This is a genomic window from Streptomyces sp. NPDC017940, assembly GCF_044328435.1.
GTDB lineage: Bacteria > Actinomycetota > Actinomycetes > Streptomycetales > Streptomycetaceae > Streptomyces.
Map to the genome: position 1 here is coordinate 329,400 of NZ_JBIRHJ010000003.1, position 18,940 is coordinate 348,339.

Below are 18,940 nucleotides of genomic sequence, written 5' to 3' on the forward strand. Positions count from 1 at the left end.
CCTCGGCCGGAGGGGCCCGGCCGGACTAAAGTGGCCGCATGACTGCCACCGCTGACGCGCTGTTCGGCCGCGCCCTGGTCGAGGAGGCCACGAAGAAGTCGGGGCTCATCTGGGTCGGCGGCCCGGGCCCCGTGCGCGCGCTGTGGCACGTCTGGACCGACGGCGCCGCCCACGTGGTCGGCGACGGCCCCGGCGAGCAGCCGCTGCCGGACCTCGTGGACGGGGCCCGCGCCGACATCACCGTACGCAGCAAGGACAAGGGCGGGCGGGTGGTCTCCTGGACGGCGACGGTGACCGAGCTCGCGCCGCGCTCCGAGGCCTGGGAGGCGGCCGTCGCCGAGCTCAAGGGCAAGCGTCTGAACGCCCCCGACGGCGAGCGGATGGTGGAGCGCTGGGCCGAGCAGTGCCGGGTGCTGCGGCTCGCCCCCGAGGACGCGAGCACGGACCTGCCCGACGGCTCCCTGGCGGCGGCCCCGCTGCCCACCCGGGCGACGACCCGCGAGCCGGTGCCCCCGGGTCTGCCGCGGCTGCTCTTCACACGCAAGCGGCGCTGAGCCCCGTAAGCAGTCGTAAGCGGCCGTAGGCACCCGTAAGCACCTGTACGCACCCGTACGAGGTGAACTGCTCGGGGCGCCGACCGCTCACGACGTCGGCAGCTGCTTCCCGTAGTCCACCGTCTCGTTCAGGCCCGGCTCCTCCAGGGGGAAGTCCTTGCCCCACTCCGTGAGCCGCAGCGTCCCCGCGTCGCCCGCCCGCTGGAGTCGCTGCGGATAGGGCTTGCCCGCCAGGGACACGTCCAGGGTGCCGCCCGCGCCCTCGTCGCCCGCGATCCTGATGACCCGCCGGGCGCCGGACCCGACGCGGTCGCCCTTGGACAGCGCCCCGTGCAGCGTGAGCGTGCCGTCGAGCATCAGGCCCTTGTCGGTGAAACCGCTCAGCTGCTGGTACGCGGGGTCGCCCGGCGGCACCTTCACATACTTGCCGCCGAGCTTCTCCGCCGCCGCCCGGTCCGCGGGGGAGCCGCCACCCTGGCCGCCGGACTCGCCCTGGTGCGTCCAGAAGTCCGCGTCGGCCTTCAGGTACAGGTGCTTGTCGACCCTCAGGAGCTGGAAGGTTCCGCCCTTGGAGGTCACGGATCCGGTGCCGCCGGAGTCCTTCAGGCGCATGTCGAGCTTGTACGTCCGGCCCTTGCTGACGAGCGTGCCGGAGAGCCGTACGGCGGTGGCGCCCTTGGCGGCCTGCTGCGTCTCGCCCTGGATCTTCGTCGCGGACAGCTTGCCCACGCCGTTCGTGCCCGCGTCCGGGTCCTCGCTGCCGCCGCCGCAGCCCGTCAGGCCCGCGCCGCCCACCACGAGCCCGGCGCACACCGTGCCCACCCAGGCGGCCCTTCGCGTACGGCGGGCCTGTCGCATCGCAGTCACAGGTGGCGCTGCCTCTCGTGCGTACGTCCTCTACGGCTGCGGCCGCAGCGGACCACGGCCTGGCGTACCGCAGCGTACCGGTGCCGTCCGGGTGGCTCGGAGCCAGTCCGTCCGGACGCCCCACCAGCGCGGATGCGCCGGGTACCGGCTAGCCTGAGGCCCGTACGGCAGACCGTACAAATGATGCCAAAGAACGAAATGGCCCGGCGGACGAACGGTAGCGAGCAGCAGGGAGGCGCCGCACATGGCAGGGAGCGCGCCCCGGATCTTCGTCTCGCACCTCGCCGGTACGGCCGTCTTCGACCCGAACGGCGACCAGATGGGCCGGGTGCGCGATCTGGTCGCCATGCTCAGGGCGGACCGCAGACCGCCGCGGCTGCTCGGCTTCGTCGTCGAACTGGCCACGCGCCGCCGCATCTTCCTGCCCATCACCCGGGTGACCGGCATCGAGTCCGGCCAGGTCATCACGACGGGCGTCCTGAACGTGCAGCGCTTCGAGCAGCGGCCCACCGAGCGGCTGGTCATCGGCGAGATGCTCGACCGCCGGGTCAGCCTGGTGGAGAGCGGCGAGGAGGTGACGGTCCTCGACGTCTCCGTGCGGCAGCTGCCCGCCCGCAGGGACTGGGAGGTGGACCGGCTCTTCGTCCGCAAGGGCAAGGGCGGGGCGTTCCGGCGCAGGGGTGAGGCGCTCACCGTCGACTGGTCCGCCGTCGCGGGCTTCTCCCTGGAGGAGCACGGCCAGGGCGCCGAGCGGCTGCTCGCCACCTTCGAGCAGCTGCGCCCCGCCGACCTCGCCAACGTGCTGCACCACCTGTCGCCGAAGCGGCGCGCCGAGGTCGCGGCGGCACTCGCCGACGACCGGCTCGCCGACGTGCTCGAAGAGCTTCCCGAGGACGACCAGATCGAGATCCTCGGCAAGCTCCAGGAGGAACGTGCCGCCGACGTCCTGGAGGCCATGGACCCCGACGACGCCGCCGACCTGCTCGCCGAGCTGCCCGAGGACGACAAGGAGCGCCTGCTCACCCTGATGCAGCCCGACGACGCCGCCGACGTGCGCCGTCTGATGGCGTACGAGGAGCGCACGGCGGGCGGTCTGATGACGACCGAGCCCATCGTGCTGCGCCCGGACGCCACCGTCGCGGACGCCCTCGCCCGGGTGCGCAACCGGGACCTCTCCCCCGCGCTCGCCGCCCAGGTGTACGTGTGCCGACCGCCGGACGAGACCCCGACCGGCAAGTACCTGGGCACGGTGCACTTCCAGCGGCTGCTTCGGGACCCCCCGTACACGCTGGTGGCCTCGATCATCGACGACGACCTGCGGCCGCTGCGCCCGGACGCGGAGCTGCCGGTGGTGGCGGGCTTCTTCGCCGCGTACGACATGGTCTCGGCGCCGGTGGTCGACGAGGGCGGCTCGCTGCTCGGCGCGGTCACCGTCGACGACGTGCTCGACCACATGCTGCCGGAGGACTGGCGCGAGACGGAGCTGCACCTCCAGGAGGGTACGGGTCATGGCGGCGGCTGAACGGGACCGGGAGCGGGAGCCGCGCGGCCGGGAGCGGGACCGTGGGCGGGAGCGGGACGGCCGCGGCCGGGAGCGGGAGGGCCGGGGCCGGGAGCGGGACGGGCTCGGGCGGTTCCGGCTCGACCAGCCGCGGCCGCCGCGCCGCAAGCTGCTCCCCGACTACGACCGGGAGGCGTTCGGGCGGCTCTCGGAGCGGATCGCGCGGTTCCTCGGCACCGGACGCTTCATCGTCTGGATGACGGTCGTCATCATCATGTGGGTCGTCTGGAACGTCTCCGCCCCCGACCACCTGCGCTTCGACAGCTACCCGTTCATCTTCCTGACCCTGATGCTCTCCCTCCAGGCCTCGTACGCGGCCCCGCTGATCCTGCTCGCGCAGAACCGCCAGGACGACCGCGACCGCGTCACCCACGAGCAGGACCGCAAGCGCAACGAGCGGTCCATCGCGGACACCGAGTACCTGACCCGGGAGATCGCCGCCCTGCGCCTCGGCCTTGGCGAGGTCGCCACCCGGGACTGGATCCGCTCGGAACTCCAGGACCTGGTCAGGGAGCTGGAGGAGCAACGGCCCGTATTCCCGGCCGAGAGCGGTGGGCCGCGTGATGTAGGCGACCGCTGAGAGACCTTCCCGGCCCCCTGCTACTGGGCCGTACCATTCCCTTATGGCTACGGAAGACGCGGTGCGCGCAGCACTGGCGACGGTGAACGACCCCGAGATCCAGCGACCCATCACCGAGTTGGGGATGGTCAAATCGGTGGAGATCGGCGCCGACGGCGCGGTCGCCGTCGCCGTCTACCTGACGGTCTCCGGCTGCCCGATGCGCGACACGATCACGAAGAACGTGACGGACGCGGTCTCGGCCGTCGAGGGCGTCACGCGCGTCGACGTCACCCTGGACGTGATGAGCGACGAGCAGCGCAAGGAGCTGGCCACGGCGCTGCGCGGCGGGCAGGCCGACCGGGAGGTGCCGTTCGCCAAACCGGGCTCCCTGACCCGGGTGTACGCGGTCGCCTCCGGAAAGGGCGGCGTCGGCAAGTCGTCGGTGACGGTGAACCTCGCGGCGGCGATGGCGGCGGACGGTCTCAAGGTCGGCGTGGTCGACGCCGACATCTACGGCCACTCGGTGCCGCGCATGCTGGGCGCGGACGGCCGCCCCACCCAGGTCGAGAACATGATCATGCCGCCGTCGGCGCACGGCGTGAAGGTCATCTCCATCGGCATGTTCACCCCCGGCAACGCGCCGGTGGTGTGGCGCGGACCGATGCTGCACCGCGCGCTCCAGCAGTTCCTCGCCGACGTCTTCTGGGGCGACCTCGACGTCCTGCTCCTCGACCTGCCGCCGGGCACGGGCGACATCGCGATCTCCGTCGCCCAGCTCGTCCCGAACGCCGAGATCCTGGTCGTCACCACCCCGCAGCAGGCCGCCGCCGAGGTCGCCGAGCGCGCGGGCTCCATCGCCGTCCAGACCCACCAGAAGATCGTCGGCGTGGTCGAGAACATGTCGGGCCTGCCCTGCCCCCACTGCGACGAGATGGTCGACGTGTTCGGCACCGGCGGCGGCCAGAAGGTCGCGGAGGGCCTGACGAGGACCACGGGCGCGACGGTGCCGGTGCTCGGCTCCATCCCGATCGACGTACGGCTGCGCGAGGGCGGGGACGAGGGGCGGCCCGTCGTCCTGTCCGACCCCGAGTCGCCCGCGGGGGCCGCGCTGCGGGCCATCGCCGGGAAGCTCGGCGGGCGCCAGCGGGGGCTCTCCGGGATGTCGCTGGGGATCACTCCCCGGAACAAGTTCTGAGCGGTTCCCTTCCGAGCTCCCCTCCGCGTTCCCCTCCGACCGCCCGCCCGTTCGTCGCGCTGCGGGCTCGTGCATCGCGCTCGTCCTCGGGCGCCGGACCGGCTGATCCCAGCCCGTCCGGCTCCCGAGCTCCGTGCGGGAGCTCCGCCGGTTACTTCGCCTCGTACGCCGTGATGTCCTGCACCACCGAGAAGCCCAGGCCGTACGCGCTCATCCCGCGTCCGTAGGCTCCCAGGTGCACTCCCCCTTCGGTGGAACCCGCGAGGACCCAGCCGTACTCGGACTCCCGGTAGTGGAACGAGGTCGGCCTCCCGTCCACGGGCAGGGAGAGGGTCGACCAGTCGGACCCGTCCAGGTCGTCGGCGAGCACCCAGGCGGTCTCGGTCTGCTGGTCGAGCCAGTCGTCCCGCAGGCTGTGGTCCATCTGGCCGGGCCAGGTCAGGGACAGCAGGCCCACCCCGGCCAGCCACGCCGCGGAGGACACCGAGGTCGCCTCCAGGACGCCGGTGCCGTCGCCGCTGCTCCGCACCGGGTTGGCGGCGACGGTCACCACGACCGCGAACCGCTCCTTGTCACCGGTCCCGAAGGTCTCCTCGGCACGCACCGACGGCTCGTCGCCGTGTCCGATGGAGCCGTGCTCCACGGCCCCGTCCGCGCCGGTGCCCACCTGCATCAGCCAGCGCGGCCCCGTGAAGGCCTCGTCGAGGCCGTACCAGGGGAAGGGCGCCAGCAGGTAGCCGTCGACCGTGCGCCGGGCGGAGGGCACGGCCTGCGCGGCACCCTCCGCGTCCGGCGCCTGCGCGCCCACCCGACTTGTCGTCTCCATGTACCCGGCCGCCTCCTCGCTCTCGTCGGTCCGGAGCGGCCCGCCCCCCTCGGGCGTCCTCACGCCGGACAACAAGGCAGGATAGCCACACCGATTCCGGATGCCGGTACACCGGTGGGCGCCAGGGGTGTCCGCGACGCCATCGATCGCGCCGTTGCCCGCCACGGAGCGCGTACGCCGGACGGCAGGGGGAGCGCGCTTCCGGAGGGGTGGCGCGAGGCCCGTGCAGTGGTCCCGGGCGGGCCCGGGCCGGGTGTCAGGTGGCGTCGGAGTCGAACGGCGGCGGGTCCCCGGCCGGGGGTTTGCCGGGCTCGGAGCGCTTCTCCATGTCGATGCGGTCGCCGCGGGCGCCGCCGGAGCCGTTGACCGACGCGGCGGCGGAACCGCCGGCGCGGCTGCCGGAGTCGTCGGCGGAGTCGCTGTCGCGGCCGTGCACGGCGTCCGCGACTTCGGCCATTTCCTTCTTCAGGTCGAAGCCGTTGCGGATCTCCTTGAGACCGAGGTCGTCGTTCTCCATCTGCTTGCGGATGAACTTCTTCGGGTTCAGGTCCTCGAACTCGAAGTCCTTGAACTCGGGTCCCAGTTCATTCCGTATGTCCTGCTTCGCGCTGTCGGAGAACTGCCGGATCTTGCGGACCGTGCGGGACACGTCCTGGATCAGCTTCGGCAGCTTGTCCGGACCGAAGATCAGCACGGCGAGGATGATCAGCGTCACTATCTCGAGTGCGCCAATGTCGTTGAACACCTTGAAGACTCCTTGCCGTCCGGACCGGTTCCACGGTACCCGCCGCGGCTGTCCGTCCGGTAGCCGCAGGGCTACCACACGGACAACAGGGCGACCGCCGCTGTTCGGGCGCGCTCGTCCGCCCGGGGCTCACTCGCCGCCGGCGGTGCCGAGGACCAGGCTCACCTTCCGCTCGTCGCCGCCCCGCTCCACGGTGAGTTCCAGGCGGTCCCCGGGGCGGTGGGCCCGGACCTTGACGATGAGTTCGTCGCCCGAGTGCACGGGTTGAGCGTCGACCGCCTTGATCACGTCGCCCGCCTTCAGGCCCGCCTTGTCGCCGGGTCCGCCGCGGTTGACGGCGGGGCCGCCGCTCCGGCTCGTCCGCGCGATGCGGGCGCCGTCCCCGGTGAACTGCTTGTCGATGGTGACGCCGATCACGGGATGGGTGGCGCGGCCGGTGTTGATCAGCTCCTCGGCGACGCGTTTGCCCTGGTTGATGGGTATGGCAAAGCCGAGCCCGATGGAGCCCGAGCGGCCGCTCTCGGGGGCGGAGCCCGATCCGCTGTCCGCGGAGCGGATGGCGCTGTTGATGCCGATGACACGGGCCCGGGAGTCGACGAGGGGGCCACCGGAGTTGCCCGGGTTTATCGGCGCGTCGGTCTGGAGGGCGTTCACGTACGACACGTCGCTCCCGTCGCCCTTCTCACCGCCCGCCGTGATGGGCCGCTCCTTGGCGCTGATGATTCCGGAGGTGACGGTGTTGGCGAGGTCGAAGGGGGCGCCGATGGCCACGACGGGATCGCCGACCTGGACGTTCTCGGAGTTGCCGAGCGGCAGCGGCTTGAGGCCGCGGACGCCGGAGACCTTGACGACGGCCAGGTCGTAGCCCGCGTCCCGGCCGATGACCTTGGCGCTCGCGGTCTCTCCGCCGCTGAACGTCACCGATATGTCGCCGCCCTTGCCGCCGGGCTCGACCACGTGGTTGTTGGTGAGGATGTGGCCCTTGCCATCGAGGACGAAGCCGGTGCCGGTGCCCGCGCCGTCGTCGCCGCGGACGTGCAGCGTCACCACGCCGGGCAGCGCGCTCGCCGCGATCCCGGCCACGCTGTCCTTGGGCCGCTTCTCGGTCTCCGACCCGGCCTGCGGCAACTCGACCCGGCTCCCGAGCCCGCCCTCCCGCTCCAGGTGGGCCCCCACGACGCCACCGATCCCACCCGCCACCAACGCGATCACGGCCGCCCCCAGGACCAGCACCTTCCGCCCACGCCGCTGCCGCTGCGCCTGCACGGCGGCACCGTTCTGCTGGAGAGGCGCGCCCCAGGGGTCGTAGCGCCGCCAGGGGTCGGGGTACCCCCCTTGCGGGGGGCCGCCATGCGGGGCTGCGGCTTGCTGCGGGGGTGTTCCGTGTACGGGGGTGCCCTGCGGGGCGGGTGCGGGGGGTGGGGTGTCGTGGGGGGTGTCGTACGAGGGGGTGGTGCCCGCCGGGGTGGGGGCGTCGCTGTGGCTGAGAGGGTCGCTGTGGCTGGGGGCGCCGCCCGGCGGGGGGTCGGTGGGGGTGTCGTCTCGCATGGGGGTGCCGTGGGCTGGGGGCGGCGTTCCGTGGGGCGGGGGCGGCGTTCCGTGGGGCGAGGGTTGTGTGCCCGGTGCCGGGGCGTGGGCTCCGTGGGCGGGGGTGCCGTGGCCCGGCGTTCCGTACGTGGGTGTGCCCTGGGCCGGAGTCGCCATGGGGTGCTGCACGGGCGGGGCGAGGGCCCAGGGGCCGGGCTCGCCGTAGGGCGGGGTGCCGTAGGGGTCGGGGTCGTGCAGGGGGCGGGGGCGGCCTTCTGGGGCCTGCGGGGTGGCTGAGTCGGCCGCGGGGCCGGGGGTGCTCCCCGCGGCGGGAGACGCGGCGACAGGAGGCGGCTGCCCGGGCCCCGGAGCCGAGGCCCGGCCGGGACCGGGGGCCACCCCGCTGCCCGAGAGCGCTCCGCCGCCGGGGTGCACCGCTGCGTCGAAGGCTTCCCGAGCACCGGGGGCTACGGCGGAACCGCGGGCCGCCCCCGGTTCAGGAGTTACCCCCGCAGCACCGGGGACCACCCCAGCGCCAGGAGCCACCTCGGCACCAGGAGCCGACTCGGCGCCGGAAGTCGACTCGGCGCCGGAAGCCGCGCCCGCATACGCACCAGAAGTCACCCCTGCTCCAGGAGCCACTCCTACGCCGGAAGGCACCCCGGCACCCGGAGCCACCCCCGCACCAGAAGCCGCCCCGGCCTCCGGGGTCACCCCGGCAACGGAAGCCGCACTCGCACCGGAAGCCGCACTCGCGCCAGGAGCCACCCCCGCGCCGGAAGTCACCCCAGCCCCAGGAGCCGCCCCGGCCCCAGGAGTCGCCCCGGCGCCGGAAGCCGCACCCGCACCCGCACCCGCATGAGGGACCGCACCCGGGGCCGCCCCCGCGTCAAAGCTCCCCCCAGCACCCGCACCCGGCTCAAGCCCAGTGCCAACGTCCCGTGGACGACTCCACCAGTTCGGCTTCGCCTGGGTGGGCTTGCCCTCGTCGTCCATGTTCTCCCCACAACTGACCCGCGGAGGACGCCGATTGCGTGCTCCCGCCGTGCCCGCCGCGTCCCCGGCGCGCACGGCCCTCCCTGGATTCAACCAGGTCTGCGCGCCGACGCGCAGTGCGCGTCAGCGGATCTGCGAGCTGCTGTGGCGCAGGCCGGTGTCGGGCTTCGGGGAGGCGGTGGGGGCGAAGTCCGCGGCGGCGTTGAGCATCAGGCCCCGGGGATGGTCGCCCCGCAGGTCGTCGGCCACGGCGCGCACCAGGGGGGACATGACGCCCGCCCCGGCGAGCAGCGAGGCCGTGAGCTGCTTCCTCTCGTGCGGTCCTGGCCGGGCGGGCGCACCGGACAGGAGCGGCACCGCGGCCGTGGTCGGCACGAGGGCCTGGGGCCGGGGGCCCTGCACGGAGAGCGGGTTGCTGCCCCGGCGCCGACCGGAGTCGGTCACGGCGGCGCTGGGCGTGCCGGACGAGCGCAGGGGCGAAGCGTTGCTGTTGGCGGCGCCGGCGCCGCCCGCACGCTGCTCACCGGCGGTGAGGGGCGTGCCCATGGTGACCCCGCCCAGTGCTATCGCGGCCAGCGAGACCGCTCCGGCCGCGGCGAAGGCGAACCTCCGCCCCAGCCAGACGGACCGCTCACCCTCGGGCTTGGCGGCGTCATGGACGTCGTGGATGCGGAAGCCGCGCCGCTCACTGGCGAGGACGGCGGCGTGGGCGCCCGCGGGGACGTATCCGAGGAAGGGGTCGGGTCTTCCCGACAGGGTGCTGAAGACCCCGCCGCCGGGCATGCCGGTGACCTCGGACGACCCGGTGGCGAACCCGTCGTCGACGGGCGTCCTCGGGCCGCCGGGCTGTTCGTCGTCGTCACTGCCGATGCCGGTGGCGGGCAGGCTTTGCAGACGGGCGAGGAAGCTCGCACTGGGGGGCGGCGGCGCGCTCTGGGCGAAGACGTTCTTGAGCCGGCGCTGCGCGTCGGCCTCCGCCTTGCACTTCGGACAGGTCGCGAGATGTGCGAGCACACGCTCGCGGGCGTCATGACCGAGCTCACCGTCGACCAGCGCGGCGAGCCGGTCCCCCAGGTGCTGCTCGGCGAGATGCCGCTCGGCAGGATTGGACCGTGATCCACTCACGCGGTCGCGCCCCCTCCTCCCGGTGCCACGGCTCCGCTGACGGCGAGCGAGCGACGCTCGGCACGGGCCTCGGGAGAGCGGTGCTGAAGGGTCTTGCGCAGCTGGGAGCGGCCGCGGTGGATACGGCTGCGCACCGTGCCGAGCTTGACGCCGAGGGTGGCGGCGATCTCCTCGTACGAAAGGCCCTCGATGTCGCACAGGACGACCGCGGCGCGGAACTCGGGTGCGAGGGTGTCGAGCGCCTGCTGGACGTCCGCGTCGAAGTGGGTGTCGTTGAACACCTGCTGCGGCGAGGGCTCGCGGCTGGGCAGCCGCTCCGCCGCGTCGTCGCCGAGGGCGTCGAAGCGGATGCGCTGCTTGCGCCGCACCATGTCCAGGAAGAGATTGGTGGTGATGCGGTGCAGCCAGCCCTCGAAGGTGCCGGGGGTGTACGTCGAGAGCGAGCGGAAGACACGGACGAAGACCTCTTGCGTGAGGTCCTCGGCGTCGTGCTGGTTGCCCGTCAGGCGGTAGGCGAGGCGGTAGACGCGGCCGCTGTGCGTGCTGACGATCTCCTCCCAGGTGGGAGGAGTCCACGCCTGCGATTCCGCGTCAGCGGCAAAGGTCGCGGTCTGAGCGGAGTCGGTGGCGCGGGAACGGTCAGCGGTGTCGGTCACGGATTTCGGCTTACCCGCCAATCCGAGAAGACGCCGCAGCGCCCCTCCCCGATCCGCGGACTCGGCCGCACCTCCCCTGTCGGCTCTGGTGGTGTCCAGTGGAGCCCCTACCATAACCACCCCGCCCGTTAGCTCCGGATAAGCGTTTTTACGTGAATTTGGTACTTGCCGCCTGGTCGGCCGGGTCCACTCCGTCTGCGTGACGCCGCTGGTGCGGGCCGGCTTGAGTTCCAGATCCATGTCTGTGTCCCCGCTGTCCTCTCACCCCTTCACAACGCACAGTCCCATCTGCGGGTTCCCGGCCCCAACGGATACAGTCACGGCCAGGCAACCACGGGGACAGGAGAGGGCCATTACCGGCAACCGGCAGACGAGCTGGGCGTTCGCCGACGCCTTTGTCGCCGAGGACGAGGCGCTGCGCTGGGCCCGGGGCCGGGCGCGGGACGCGGGGCTGCGCTCCGTGTCGCCCGGAACCGGTGCCGCGCTGGGGATGCTGGCCGCCACCGTGGAAGCCAAGGCGGTCGCCGAGATCGGTACGGGCACGGGAGTGTCGGGCATCCACCTGCTGCACGGGATGCGGCCCGACGGCGTCCTGACGACGGTCGATCCGGACCCGGAGCGCCAGCAGTTCGCCCGTACGGCCTTCCGCGCCGCGGGCTTCGCCGGCAACCGCGCCCGCTTCATCCCCGGCCGCGCCCTCGACGTGCTGCCGCGCCTCGCGGACGGCGGCTACGACCTGGTGTTCTGCGACGGTGACCGCACGGAGTGCCTCGACTATCTCGCTGAATCGTTGCGCCTGCTCCGCCCGGGCGGACTCGTCTGCTTCGAGGGCGTCTTCGCCGACGGCAGGACCGTGGACTCCGGGCCGCAGCCCGCGGAGGTGCTGCGGCTGCGGGAGCTGCTGCGGGCCGTGCGCGAGAGCCAGGACCTCGTGCCCTCCCTGCTCCCGGTGGGCGACGGCCTGCTCTGCGCCGTCAAAAGGTAGCGGCCACCGGGCACGGCGGCCGCCGTACATAGAGCCGTACGGGTGACCCGCTCCCGCGGGGGTCAACGGGAGAGCCCCGGAAGCGGATCGCGAAGCGGGACTTTCGACCCGAACATTCAGGCCTTTCGTCCCGGCGGAAACCGTTCGCTCCCCCGCCCGCGCCGGGGAACGCGAGGCGCCGTTCCGGCCGCCCGCCCCCGGGCACAGCACTGCCCCGGCTCGTCGTACGATGCCGGGGCAGCTCAAAAGTGTGGTGCACCGTGGGACGCCTACGCGTCAGCCGACAACCTTCTTCAGGGCGTCGCCGAGGGCGTCGGCCTCGTCGGGGGTCAGTTCGACGACAAGTCGACCGCCGCCTTCGAGCGGAACGCGCATGACGATGCCCCGCCCCTCCTTGGTCACCTCGAGCGGGCCGTCGCCCGTCCGCGGCTTCATGGCCGCCATGCTCGTTCCCCTTCCTGAAACCAGCTTGTCGCAGCCGACAACCCAGGTGTCACCGGCATCGAACACATTGCTTCCAGGTCATTATCCCGCATCGCGGGACCCGATGACCAACATCGGTCTGCATCGCTTGCGCAACGCGCGCCCGCAAAACCACTCAATTCGCCGATGTGACTGCAATACTTCGCCGCCCCACAGGCTTCCGCAGCCCCACACACTTTGACGCAGGTCACATCGGCGACCGCGTTCCGACAGCGGATGATCTAGTTCATGCTGGCAGCCAGGACAGCCAGGAACAGCCATCCCGGACCAGCGGAGGGGACCACCATGGCCGACGCCGTGCTCTACGAGGTGAGCGACGGGCTCGCGACGATCACACTGAACCGCCCCGACGCGATGAACGCCATGAACATCGAGGCGAAGGTCGCCCTGCGGGAGGCCGCGCGCTCGGCGGCGGCCGACCCCGCGGTGCGCGCGGTGCTGCTGACCGCGACCGGGCGCGCCTTCTGCGTGGGCCAGGACCTCAAGGAGCACGTGGGCCTGCTCGCGGCGGACCGGGAGAGCGGCTCCGGGCAGACGATGAGCACCGTGCGCGAGCACTACAACCCGATCGTGCGGGCCCTGACGGGCATGCCCAAGCCTGTCGTGGCGGGCGTCAACGGCGTGGCGGCCGGCGCGGGCCTCGGTTTCGCGCTCGCCGCCGACCACCGGATCGTCGCGGACACGGCGTCGTTCAACACGTCCTTCGCGGGGGTCGCGCTGACCGCGGACTCCGGGGTCTCCTGGACCCTCTCCCGTGTGATCGGCCCGAGCCGCGCCGCCGACCTGCTGCTCTTCCCGCGCAGCATCAAGGCGGCGGAGGCCCACGACCTGGGCATCGCCAACCGGGTCGTGCCCGCGGCCGACCTCGCGGAGGAGGCCCTGAAGACGGCGAGGGCGCTGGCGCAGGGCCCGACGCTCGCCTACGCGTCGATCAAGGAATCGCTCGCCTTCGCCGCCGGTCACACCCTGGACGAGACCCTGGACAAGGAGGACGAGCTACAGACCGGGGCAGGCGCCTCCGAGGACCACGCGATCGCGGTCCAGGCCTTCCTCGACAAGGCCGCGCCGAAGTACCTGGGCCGCTAGGCCTCTCGCCGGACTTCCTCCTGCCACGCGACCCGGATGCACGCCCTCTCGCCGCACCGGGCACAGGCCCTAGCCGGAGACCGGGGCGCCGCTCGCCCCACGGGCCACGCAGTCCACGAGGTGGTCGTTCACCAGGCCGCAGGCCTGCATCAGGGCGTAGGCGGTGGTGGGGCCGACGAAGCGCAGGCCGCGCTTCTTGAGGGCCTTGGACAGGGCCGTCGACTCGTCGGTGACCGCGGGCACGTCGGCGAGGGTCCGCGGCGCCGGGCGGCCGTCGGGGTCCGGGGCGAACGACCAGATCAGCCCGTCCAGTTCACCCGCGGGCCAGTCGGCGAGCACGCGCGCGTTGGCGAGCGTCGCGTCCACCTTCGCGCGGTTGCGGATGATGCCCGCGTCGGCGAGGAGGCGCTCGCGGTCGGCGTCCCCGAACTCCGCCACCGCCGCGATCTCGAAGCCGCAGAACGCGGCACGGAAGCCCTCGCGGCGCCGCAGGATCGTGATCCAGGACAGACCCGACTGGAAGGCCTCCAGGGAGAGCCGCTCGAACAGGGCGTCGTCGCCGTGGACGGGGCGGCCCCACTCCGTGTCGTGGTACGCCACATAGTCCTCGGTGGACAGGCCCCACGGGCAGCGCGGGCCGCCGTCGGGGCCCGCGATCGCACCGCTGCTCACTTCTCGCCCTCCGGTCCCTCGGTGTGCTCGGGGCGCCCTGGATGCTGCGTCGGTCCGGGGCGGGCGTCGGCGGGGGCGCGCCGCTGGTCCTGTGGTGCGCGGTGCTCGCCGCCGTACCCCTTCAGGAGGCCGGGGCCCGCGACCGCCGTGGCCTGGGCGCCGGCGAGGGCGGCCTCCAGCTCGGCGATCCGCGCGTCCCGCTCGGCCAGCTCCGCGCTGAGACGGTCGAGCGCCTCGTCCACGTCCAGCATCCGATAGCCGCGGACCGTCATCGGGAAGCGCACCGCGTCCACGTCGGCGCGGCGCAGCGGGCGGTCCTGCGGCAGCGGGTCGGTCAGCCGCTCCGGCGCCACCTCGGGCAGGCCGCCGCTGTCCCCGCCGCCGAGGACCGCGAGCGTCACCGCTCCGACCACGACGACGAGGGCGATGACCAGGAAGAGGAACATGACCATCTGCGGTCCCCACGCTCGGATGCCGGGCCGCTGCGCGGACCGGCACGGAAACTGTCTGGCACCGATCGTGCCATGTGCCTGTGACAGTTAAGGTCGCAGGCGGCCGGACCGCGAGGCCGGCCGACGGAACGACAGGGAGGCTCACAGGGGATGCTCAGCCTTGGCAGGCGCGTGTTCGAGGCGCACGAACCGGTGATCATGGCGATCGTCAACCGGACCCCGGACTCCTTCTACGACCAGGGCGCCACCTTCCGCGACGAGCCCGCGCTCGCGCGCGTGGAGCAGGCGGTGGCCGAAGGTGCCGCGATCATCGACATCGGCGGGGTCAAGGCCGGGCCCGGTGCCGAGGTGACCGCCGAGGAGGAGGTGCGGCGCACCGTCGGCTTCGTCGCCGAGGTGCGGCGGCGCTTCCCCGACGTCGTCATCAGCGTCGACACCTGGCGGCACGAGGTCGGCGAGGCCGTGTGCGACGTCGGGGCCGACCTCCTCAACGACGCGTGGGGCGGTGTCGATCCGCGGCTCGCGGAGGTCGCCGCGCGGTACGGGGTGGGGCTGGTGTGCACCCACGCCGGGGGCGCGGAGCCGCGTACCCGGCCGCATCGGGTCGAGTACGACGACGTCGTCGCCGACATCCTGCGGGTGACCGTGGGGCTCGCGGAGCGGGCCGTGGCGCTCGGGGTGCCGCGGGAGTCCGTCCTCATCGACCCCGGGCACGACTTCGGGAAGAACACGCGGCACTCCCTGGAGGCCACGCGGCGCCTTCCCGAGCTGGTGGCCACGGGGTGGCCCGTGCTCGTCTCCCTCTCCAACAAGGACTTCGTCGGGGAGACGCTGGACACGCCCCTGAAGGAGCGGGTCGTGGGGACCCTGGCCACGACCGCGGTGTCCGCGTGGCTGGGGGCGCAGGTGTACCGCGTCCACGAGGTCGCCGAGACCCGGCAGGTCGTGGACATGGTCGCCACCATCGCCGGTCACCGGCCGCCTGCGGTGGCGCGGCGGGGGTTGGCCTGAGCCCCCGCGGGGCGCCCCGGGCCCGCCCCTTCCCGGACCAGGGGGCTTGGCGCCCCCTGGGGCCCCGCCTTGTCGGCGCCGCGCGCCTCGTTCTCGAGCGCCGGACGGGCTGTAGTCGCGCTCCGCGCTCGTCCTCAAACGCCGGACGGGCTGAAATCCTGCCGCACCGGCAACAGTTCTAGTCCCTCCGGCGGTCGGGAACGAGGCGCGAAGCGCCGATACGGGGCCTGGGGCCGAGCCCAGGTTCGGGCGCGCCGCGAGGGCGGGCGCCTACCGGCCTACCTCCTTGGTCACCAACCGCACCGCCTCCTCCACCTCGTCCGTCACGTGGAACAGCAGCAGGTCCTTCTCGGAGGCCTTGCCCTGGGCGACCACGGTGTCGCGGAGCCAGTCGACGAGGCCGCCCCAGTAGGCGGTGCCGAAGAGGACGATCGGGAAGCGGGTGACCTTGCGGGTCTGGACGAGGGTGAGGGCCTCGAAGAGTTCGTCGAGGGTGCCGAGGCCGCCGGGGAGGACCACGAAGCCCTGGGCGTACTTCACGAACATGGTCTTGCGGACGAAGAAGTAGCGGAAGTTCACCCCGATGTCGACGTGCGGGTTGAGGCCCTGCTCGAAGGGGAGCTCGATGCCGAGGCCGACGGAGATGCCCTTGGCTTCGCGGGCCCCCTTGTTGGCGGCCTCCATCGCACCGGGACCACCTCCGGTGATCACGGCGAAGCCCGCCTCCACCAGGGCCTCGCCGATCCGCACCCCGGCCTCGTACTCGGCGGAGCCGGGCAGCGTGCGGGCCGAGCCGAAGACGCTGATGGCGCTGGGGAGCTCGGCGAGCGCTCCGAAGCCCTCGACGAACTCGGACTGGATGCGCATGACCCGCCAGGGGTCGGTGTGCACCCACTCCGCGTCCCCCTCGGTGTCGAGCAGCCGCTGATCGGTGGTGCCGGGTGTGATCTGATCCCGTCTGCGCACCACGGGACCCAGGCGCTGCTCCTCCGGCGGACCCTGCGTTTCCGGATTGCCCATGGACATCCCCTTCCTTACCGACGTACGTCCTGCCACTTCAGCGTAGGTCCAAGGGCGTTACACGGGGCGCAACTCCGGAAGTCGGGCGCCCGGCCGGACGTCGGGAGGCCGGTCGGGGGCTCAGGAGGTCAGCCAGGAGCGCAGCCGGGACTCCGCCTCCGGGATCAGGGTCACGTCGACGCGCTCGTCCACCTTGTGGGCCAGGAGCGGGTTGCCGGGCCCGTAGTTCACCGCGGGCACGCCGAGCGCGCTGAAACGGGAGACGTCCGTCCAGCCGTACTTGGGCCTGGCCTCACCGCCGACCGCCGCCATGAAGGCCGCCGCCGCGGGGTGGGTGAGGCCGGGGCGGGCGCCGCCGGTGTGGTCGTCGACGACGAACTCCTCGACCCCGCAGTCCGCGAAGTAGTCGCGTACGAAGGCCTCGGCCTCCTCGGGGGTGCGGTCCGGCGCGTAGCGGAAGTTGACGGTGACGGTGCACGCGTCGGGGATGACGTTGGTGGCGACGCCGCCCTCGATGCGGACGGCGTTGAGGCCCTCGTGGTAGCGCAGCCCGTCGACGAGCGGCGTGCGCGCCTCGTACGCGGCCAGCCTCGCCAGGATCGGGGCGGCCGTGTGGATCGCGTTGGACCCCATCCACGCGCGCGCGGAGTGCGCCCTCTCGCCCCTGGTCCGCAACAGGACGCGCAGGGTGCCCTGGCAGCCGCCCTCCACCTGGCCGTCGGTGGGTTCCAGGAGGACCGCGAAGTCGCCCTGGAGCCAGTCGGGGTGCGCGTCGGCGATGTGACCGAGTCCGTTCAGGTGCGCGGCGACCTCTTCGTTGTCGTAGAAGACGAAGGTCAGGTCGCGGTTGGGCTCGGTGACCGTCTGCGCGAGGCGCAGTTGGACCGCGACGCCCGACTTCATGTCGCAGGTGCCGCAGCCCCACAGCACGCCGTCCGCGTCCAGGCGCGAGGGGACGTTCGGCGGGTCGTCGGCGATCGGCACGGTGTCGATGTGCCCGGCGAGGATCACGCGTTCGGCGCGGCCCAGGTTCGTGCGTGCCACCACATTGTTGCCGTGCCGGTCGACCGTGAGGTGCCCCAGCGGGCGCAGCGCCGCCTCGACCGCGTCCGCGAGCGCTTCCTCCGCGCCGCTCGGCGAGGGGATGTCGACCAGGGCCGCGGTCAGGGCGGCGGCGTCGAGCGTGAGGTCGAGCGGGGCCGCGCCTTCCGGGGCGGTCCGAGCGGTGGAGTGAGCTGGCGTCCGGTCCATGGCTCCGACCCTAACGCGCCGCCCCGCGGGGCTCGGGGCCACGTCGCCACGCTCCGCCCCGCGGGGCCGGGGCCGCGTCGCCACGCCTCGCCCCGCGCGGCCGTCCCCGCGCTGTCAGTGGGCTCCCGTACGGTGGTTCGCGTGTCCGAGACCGCCGTCGCCCCCTTCCGGCACGGCCGTCGGCTGCGCCTCGCCACGGCCTGCGCCGTGCTCTGCGCGGTGGTGGGATACGTGGTGACGCAGTACGTCTCCGACGGCCCCGAGCCCCGGTGCACGGTGGTGTAAGGCGACGGCGACGGGGCGTCGTACGAACTGGGCGCGGAGCAGGCGGAGAACGCGGCGACGGTCGCGGCCGTCGGCACCCGGCGCGGCATGCCGGAGCGCGCCGTAACCATCGCCCTCGCGACCGCTCTTCAGGAGCACGAGTGGACAGCCGGGGGCTCCTGGGACAGCGGCGGACCCGGAGGTTCCGGCGCTTCCGGAGGCACGTCCGGGGGAACGCTCGGGGGAACGTCCGCAGAGAGCGGAGCCCGTTCCGGACACGGTGGTTCCGCTTCCGGATCGCTTCGCGAAGTCCGCATCGTCACCGGGCAGTAGTGCGGCCGATCACCCGCAGGTGGCACAGTGATCGCCGGATGCTGACGCCTCGGAGGATCTTCGCGCGCCGTCTCCCCGAAGGCACGCAACCCTTGCGTACGCAGGACATCGACGGCGTGCGACGCCCCCGACATCAGAGCTGTTTGCCCGATTTTATCCGTAGCCGATAATGCGACGCATTGCCAACTCTTTACGTTGGCGCACCGCAACCTTCGGGCTCTTCAAGCGGTAGTCACTGCGTCCGACCGCCGCTTCCACCGCACGGAGTCCACCGCACGGAACGGCCGGGCACCTCACAGTTCTCTCCGTCTGAAGGAGCATCATGTCCCTCCCCCTGACCCGCCGGATCGCCCGTGTCGCGCTGCTTGTCGCGGCGGGAGCGGCACCCGTGGTCGGTGCGGCCGGCTCCGCCAGCGCCGCCGAGCTGCCCGCCACCACCGACCAGGGCGGCATCACCGCCCTGGACCGTGCCAACGTGGGCGACGGCATCGACGACGCGGCTCAGAACGTCACCGAACTGGCGGGCAATGCCGGGAGCAAGGCCGTGAAGAAGGCCGTCCCGGCCGCGGGCCACGCCCTCGGCAAGAGCGCGAAGACCTCGGTCCCGGCCGCGCAGAAGATCGGCGGTGAGGTCGCGGGAACCGCCGGTGACATCGTCGGCGACACCGCGGGGCACGCCACCAAGGGCGGGCTGCCCACCGACGCCCTCGGCAAGGCCGCGCCGACCGGCCAGCTGCCGTTGCAGAGCCTGCCGCTCGGCTAGTCCGCC

Annotated in this window: 19 protein-coding genes and 1 pseudogene; 9 read left to right on the forward strand and 11 right to left on the reverse strand. The window is 72.9% G+C overall.

What is annotated here, in order from left to right:
• Positions 1 to 38 precede the first annotated feature (38 nt).
• Entirely contained in the window at positions 39 to 554 is a 516-nt protein-coding gene (locus ACH4DX_RS11595; RefSeq protein WP_398154937.1) for a hypothetical protein, read from the forward strand.
• Positions 555 to 641: 87 nt separating this feature from the next.
• On the opposite strand, the gene ACH4DX_RS11600 is transcribed toward ACH4DX_RS11595, so the two are convergent.
• The gene (locus tag ACH4DX_RS11600; RefSeq protein ID WP_398155255.1) at positions 642 to 1,412 is read right to left on the reverse strand and encodes a hypothetical protein; all 771 of its coding nucleotides are present in this window, start codon (positions 1,410 to 1,412) and stop codon (positions 642 to 644) included.
• A 253-nt stretch (positions 1,413 to 1,665) separates the two neighbouring features.
• Between ACH4DX_RS11600 and ACH4DX_RS11605 the strand changes: the two genes are divergently transcribed.
• The 3 genes from ACH4DX_RS11605 to ACH4DX_RS11615 are packed head-to-tail and all read left to right on the forward strand — an operon-like array spanning position 1,666 to position 4,739.
• Positions 1,666 to 2,943 carry a magnesium transporter MgtE N-terminal domain-containing protein gene (locus ACH4DX_RS11605; protein ID WP_398120321.1) on the forward strand — a complete coding sequence of 426 codons (1,278 nt, stop codon included), beginning with the start codon at positions 1,666 to 1,668 and terminating at the stop codon, positions 2,941 to 2,943.
• Positions 2,930 to 3,562: a DUF1003 domain-containing protein gene (locus ACH4DX_RS11610; protein ID WP_398154938.1), complete on the forward strand. Its 633-nt coding sequence runs from the start codon at positions 2,930 to 2,932 to the stop codon at positions 3,560 to 3,562. Before ACH4DX_RS11605 ends, ACH4DX_RS11610 begins: the two co-directional genes overlap by 14 nt.
• A gap of 43 nt (positions 3,563 to 3,605) precedes the next feature.
• Complete coding sequence (locus ACH4DX_RS11615; RefSeq protein ID WP_398120317.1) at positions 3,606 to 4,739, forward strand: Mrp/NBP35 family ATP-binding protein; 1,134 nt, start codon at positions 3,606 to 3,608, stop codon at positions 4,737 to 4,739.
• A 151-nt stretch (positions 4,740 to 4,890) separates the two neighbouring features.
• On the opposite strand, the gene ACH4DX_RS11620 is transcribed toward ACH4DX_RS11615, so the two are convergent.
• The 5 genes from ACH4DX_RS11620 to sigE form a co-directional block, all read right to left on the reverse strand.
• Positions 4,891 to 5,565 carry a hypothetical protein gene (locus tag ACH4DX_RS11620; RefSeq protein WP_398120795.1) on the reverse strand — a complete coding sequence of 225 codons (675 nt, stop codon included), beginning with the start codon at positions 5,563 to 5,565 and terminating at the stop codon, positions 4,891 to 4,893.
• A 256-nt stretch (positions 5,566 to 5,821) separates the two neighbouring features.
• Positions 5,822 to 6,310 carry a sec-independent translocase gene (locus ACH4DX_RS11625; RefSeq protein WP_398120316.1) on the reverse strand — a complete coding sequence of 163 codons (489 nt, stop codon included), beginning with the start codon at positions 6,308 to 6,310 and terminating at the stop codon, positions 5,822 to 5,824.
• Between the two features lie 129 nt (positions 6,311 to 6,439).
• A complete protein-coding gene (locus tag ACH4DX_RS11630) occupies positions 6,440 to 8,014 on the reverse strand; it encodes a trypsin-like peptidase domain-containing protein (protein WP_398154939.1) in 1,575 nt (524 codons plus the stop codon).
• A gap of 942 nt (positions 8,015 to 8,956) precedes the next feature.
• A complete protein-coding gene (locus ACH4DX_RS11635) occupies positions 8,957 to 9,958 on the reverse strand; it encodes an anti-sigma factor family protein (protein WP_398120314.1) in 1,002 nt (333 codons plus the stop codon).
• Complete coding sequence (sigE, locus tag ACH4DX_RS11640; protein WP_398120312.1) at positions 9,955 to 10,728, reverse strand: RNA polymerase sigma factor SigE; 774 nt, start codon at positions 10,726 to 10,728, stop codon at positions 9,955 to 9,957. The genes ACH4DX_RS11635 and sigE overlap by 4 nt, the downstream gene beginning before the upstream one ends.
• Positions 10,729 to 10,852: 124 nt before the next feature.
• Between sigE and ACH4DX_RS11645 the strand changes: the two genes are divergently transcribed.
• Positions 10,853 to 11,599, forward strand: a complete 747-nt coding sequence (locus ACH4DX_RS11645; protein WP_398120310.1) for an O-methyltransferase — start codon at positions 10,853 to 10,855, stop codon at positions 11,597 to 11,599.
• Positions 11,600 to 11,875: 276 nt separating this feature from the next.
• Here the strand turns inward: ACH4DX_RS11645 and ACH4DX_RS11650 are convergent, their stop codons facing one another.
• Entirely contained in the window at positions 11,876 to 12,043 is a 168-nt protein-coding gene (locus tag ACH4DX_RS11650; protein ID WP_003966491.1) for a DUF3117 domain-containing protein, read from the reverse strand.
• 324 nt (positions 12,044 to 12,367) lie between these two features.
• Between ACH4DX_RS11650 and ACH4DX_RS11655 the strand changes: the two genes are divergently transcribed.
• Positions 12,368 to 13,168, forward strand: a complete 801-nt coding sequence (locus ACH4DX_RS11655; RefSeq protein WP_398154940.1) for an enoyl-CoA hydratase-related protein — start codon at positions 12,368 to 12,370, stop codon at positions 13,166 to 13,168.
• A gap of 69 nt (positions 13,169 to 13,237) precedes the next feature.
• On the opposite strand, the gene ACH4DX_RS11660 is transcribed toward ACH4DX_RS11655, so the two are convergent.
• On the reverse strand, positions 13,238 to 13,840 hold the full coding sequence (locus tag ACH4DX_RS11660; protein ID WP_398154941.1) for a DNA-3-methyladenine glycosylase I: 603 nt from the start codon (positions 13,838 to 13,840) through the stop codon (positions 13,238 to 13,240).
• Positions 13,837 to 14,292 carry a DivIVA domain-containing protein gene (locus tag ACH4DX_RS11665; protein WP_398154942.1) on the reverse strand — a complete coding sequence of 152 codons (456 nt, stop codon included), beginning with the start codon at positions 14,290 to 14,292 and terminating at the stop codon, positions 13,837 to 13,839. The genes ACH4DX_RS11660 and ACH4DX_RS11665 overlap by 4 nt, the downstream gene beginning before the upstream one ends.
• Positions 14,293 to 14,442: 150 nt before the next feature.
• Between ACH4DX_RS11665 and folP the strand changes: the two genes are divergently transcribed.
• Positions 14,443 to 15,303: a dihydropteroate synthase gene (gene folP, locus ACH4DX_RS11670; protein ID WP_398120302.1), complete on the forward strand. Its 861-nt coding sequence runs from the start codon at positions 14,443 to 14,445 to the stop codon at positions 15,301 to 15,303.
• Positions 15,304 to 15,573: 270 nt separating this feature from the next.
• Here folP and ACH4DX_RS11675 read toward each other — a convergent pair whose 3' ends face one another.
• On the reverse strand, positions 15,574 to 16,323 hold the full coding sequence (locus tag ACH4DX_RS11675; protein ID WP_398120300.1) for a TIGR00730 family Rossman fold protein: 750 nt from the start codon (positions 16,321 to 16,323) through the stop codon (positions 15,574 to 15,576).
• Positions 16,324 to 16,443: 120 nt separating this feature from the next.
• Positions 16,444 to 17,574, reverse strand: a complete 1,131-nt coding sequence (dapE, locus tag ACH4DX_RS11680) for a succinyl-diaminopimelate desuccinylase (RefSeq protein ID WP_398154943.1) — start codon at positions 17,572 to 17,574, stop codon at positions 16,444 to 16,446.
• Between the two features lie 207 nt (positions 17,575 to 17,781).
• Here dapE and ACH4DX_RS11685 point away from each other — a divergent pair.
• Both ACH4DX_RS11685 and ACH4DX_RS11690 read left to right on the forward strand, forming a co-directional pair.
• Positions 17,782 to 17,994: pseudogene (locus ACH4DX_RS11685) on the forward strand (heavy metal transporter); the annotation flags it as partial.
• A 499-nt stretch (positions 17,995 to 18,493) separates the two neighbouring features.
• Positions 18,494 to 18,934 (forward strand): ATP-binding protein, encoded by a 441-nt coding sequence (locus ACH4DX_RS11690; RefSeq protein WP_398120296.1) that lies wholly within the window; start codon positions 18,494 to 18,496, stop codon positions 18,932 to 18,934.
• Positions 18,935 to 18,940: the final 6 nt, after the last annotated feature.

Bases quoted from the DNA above. Each gene is read 5' to 3' on its own strand.
- ACH4DX_RS11595 (WP_398154937.1), top strand. From the start codon at position 39: ATGACTGCCACCGCTGACGCGCTGTTCGGCCGCGCCCTGGTCGAGGAG.
- ACH4DX_RS11600 (WP_398155255.1), bottom strand. From the start codon at position 1,412: ATGCGACAGGCCCGCCGTACGCGAAGGGCCGCCTGGGTGGGCACGGTG.
- ACH4DX_RS11605 (WP_398120321.1), top strand. From the start codon at position 1,666: ATGGCAGGGAGCGCGCCCCGGATCTTCGTCTCGCACCTCGCCGGTACG.
- ACH4DX_RS11610 (WP_398154938.1), top strand. From the start codon at position 2,930: ATGGCGGCGGCTGAACGGGACCGGGAGCGGGAGCCGCGCGGCCGGGAG.
- ACH4DX_RS11615 (WP_398120317.1), top strand. From the start codon at position 3,606: ATGGCTACGGAAGACGCGGTGCGCGCAGCACTGGCGACGGTGAACGAC.
- ACH4DX_RS11620 (WP_398120795.1), bottom strand. From the start codon at position 5,565: ATGGAGACGACAAGTCGGGTGGGCGCGCAGGCGCCGGACGCGGAGGGT.
- ACH4DX_RS11630 (WP_398154939.1), bottom strand. From the start codon at position 8,014: ATGGCGACTCCGGCCCAGGGCACACCCACGTACGGAACGCCGGGCCAC.
- sigE (WP_398120312.1), bottom strand. From the start codon at position 10,728: ATGGTAGGGGCTCCACTGGACACCACCAGAGCCGACAGGGGAGGTGCG.
- ACH4DX_RS11645 (WP_398120310.1), top strand. From the start codon at position 10,853: ATGTCTGTGTCCCCGCTGTCCTCTCACCCCTTCACAACGCACAGTCCC.
- ACH4DX_RS11650 (WP_003966491.1), bottom strand. From the start codon at position 12,043: ATGGCGGCCATGAAGCCGCGGACGGGCGACGGCCCGCTCGAGGTGACC.
- ACH4DX_RS11655 (WP_398154940.1), top strand. From the start codon at position 12,368: ATGGCCGACGCCGTGCTCTACGAGGTGAGCGACGGGCTCGCGACGATC.
- ACH4DX_RS11665 (WP_398154942.1), bottom strand. From the start codon at position 14,292: ATGGTCATGTTCCTCTTCCTGGTCATCGCCCTCGTCGTCGTGGTCGGA.
- folP (WP_398120302.1), top strand. From the start codon at position 14,443: ATGCTCAGCCTTGGCAGGCGCGTGTTCGAGGCGCACGAACCGGTGATC.
- ACH4DX_RS11675 (WP_398120300.1), bottom strand. From the start codon at position 16,323: ATGGGCAATCCGGAAACGCAGGGTCCGCCGGAGGAGCAGCGCCTGGGT.
- dapE (WP_398154943.1), bottom strand. From the start codon at position 17,574: ATGGACCGGACGCCAGCTCACTCCACCGCTCGGACCGCCCCGGAAGGC.
- ACH4DX_RS11690 (WP_398120296.1), top strand. From the start codon at position 18,494: ATGTCCCTCCCCCTGACCCGCCGGATCGCCCGTGTCGCGCTGCTTGTC.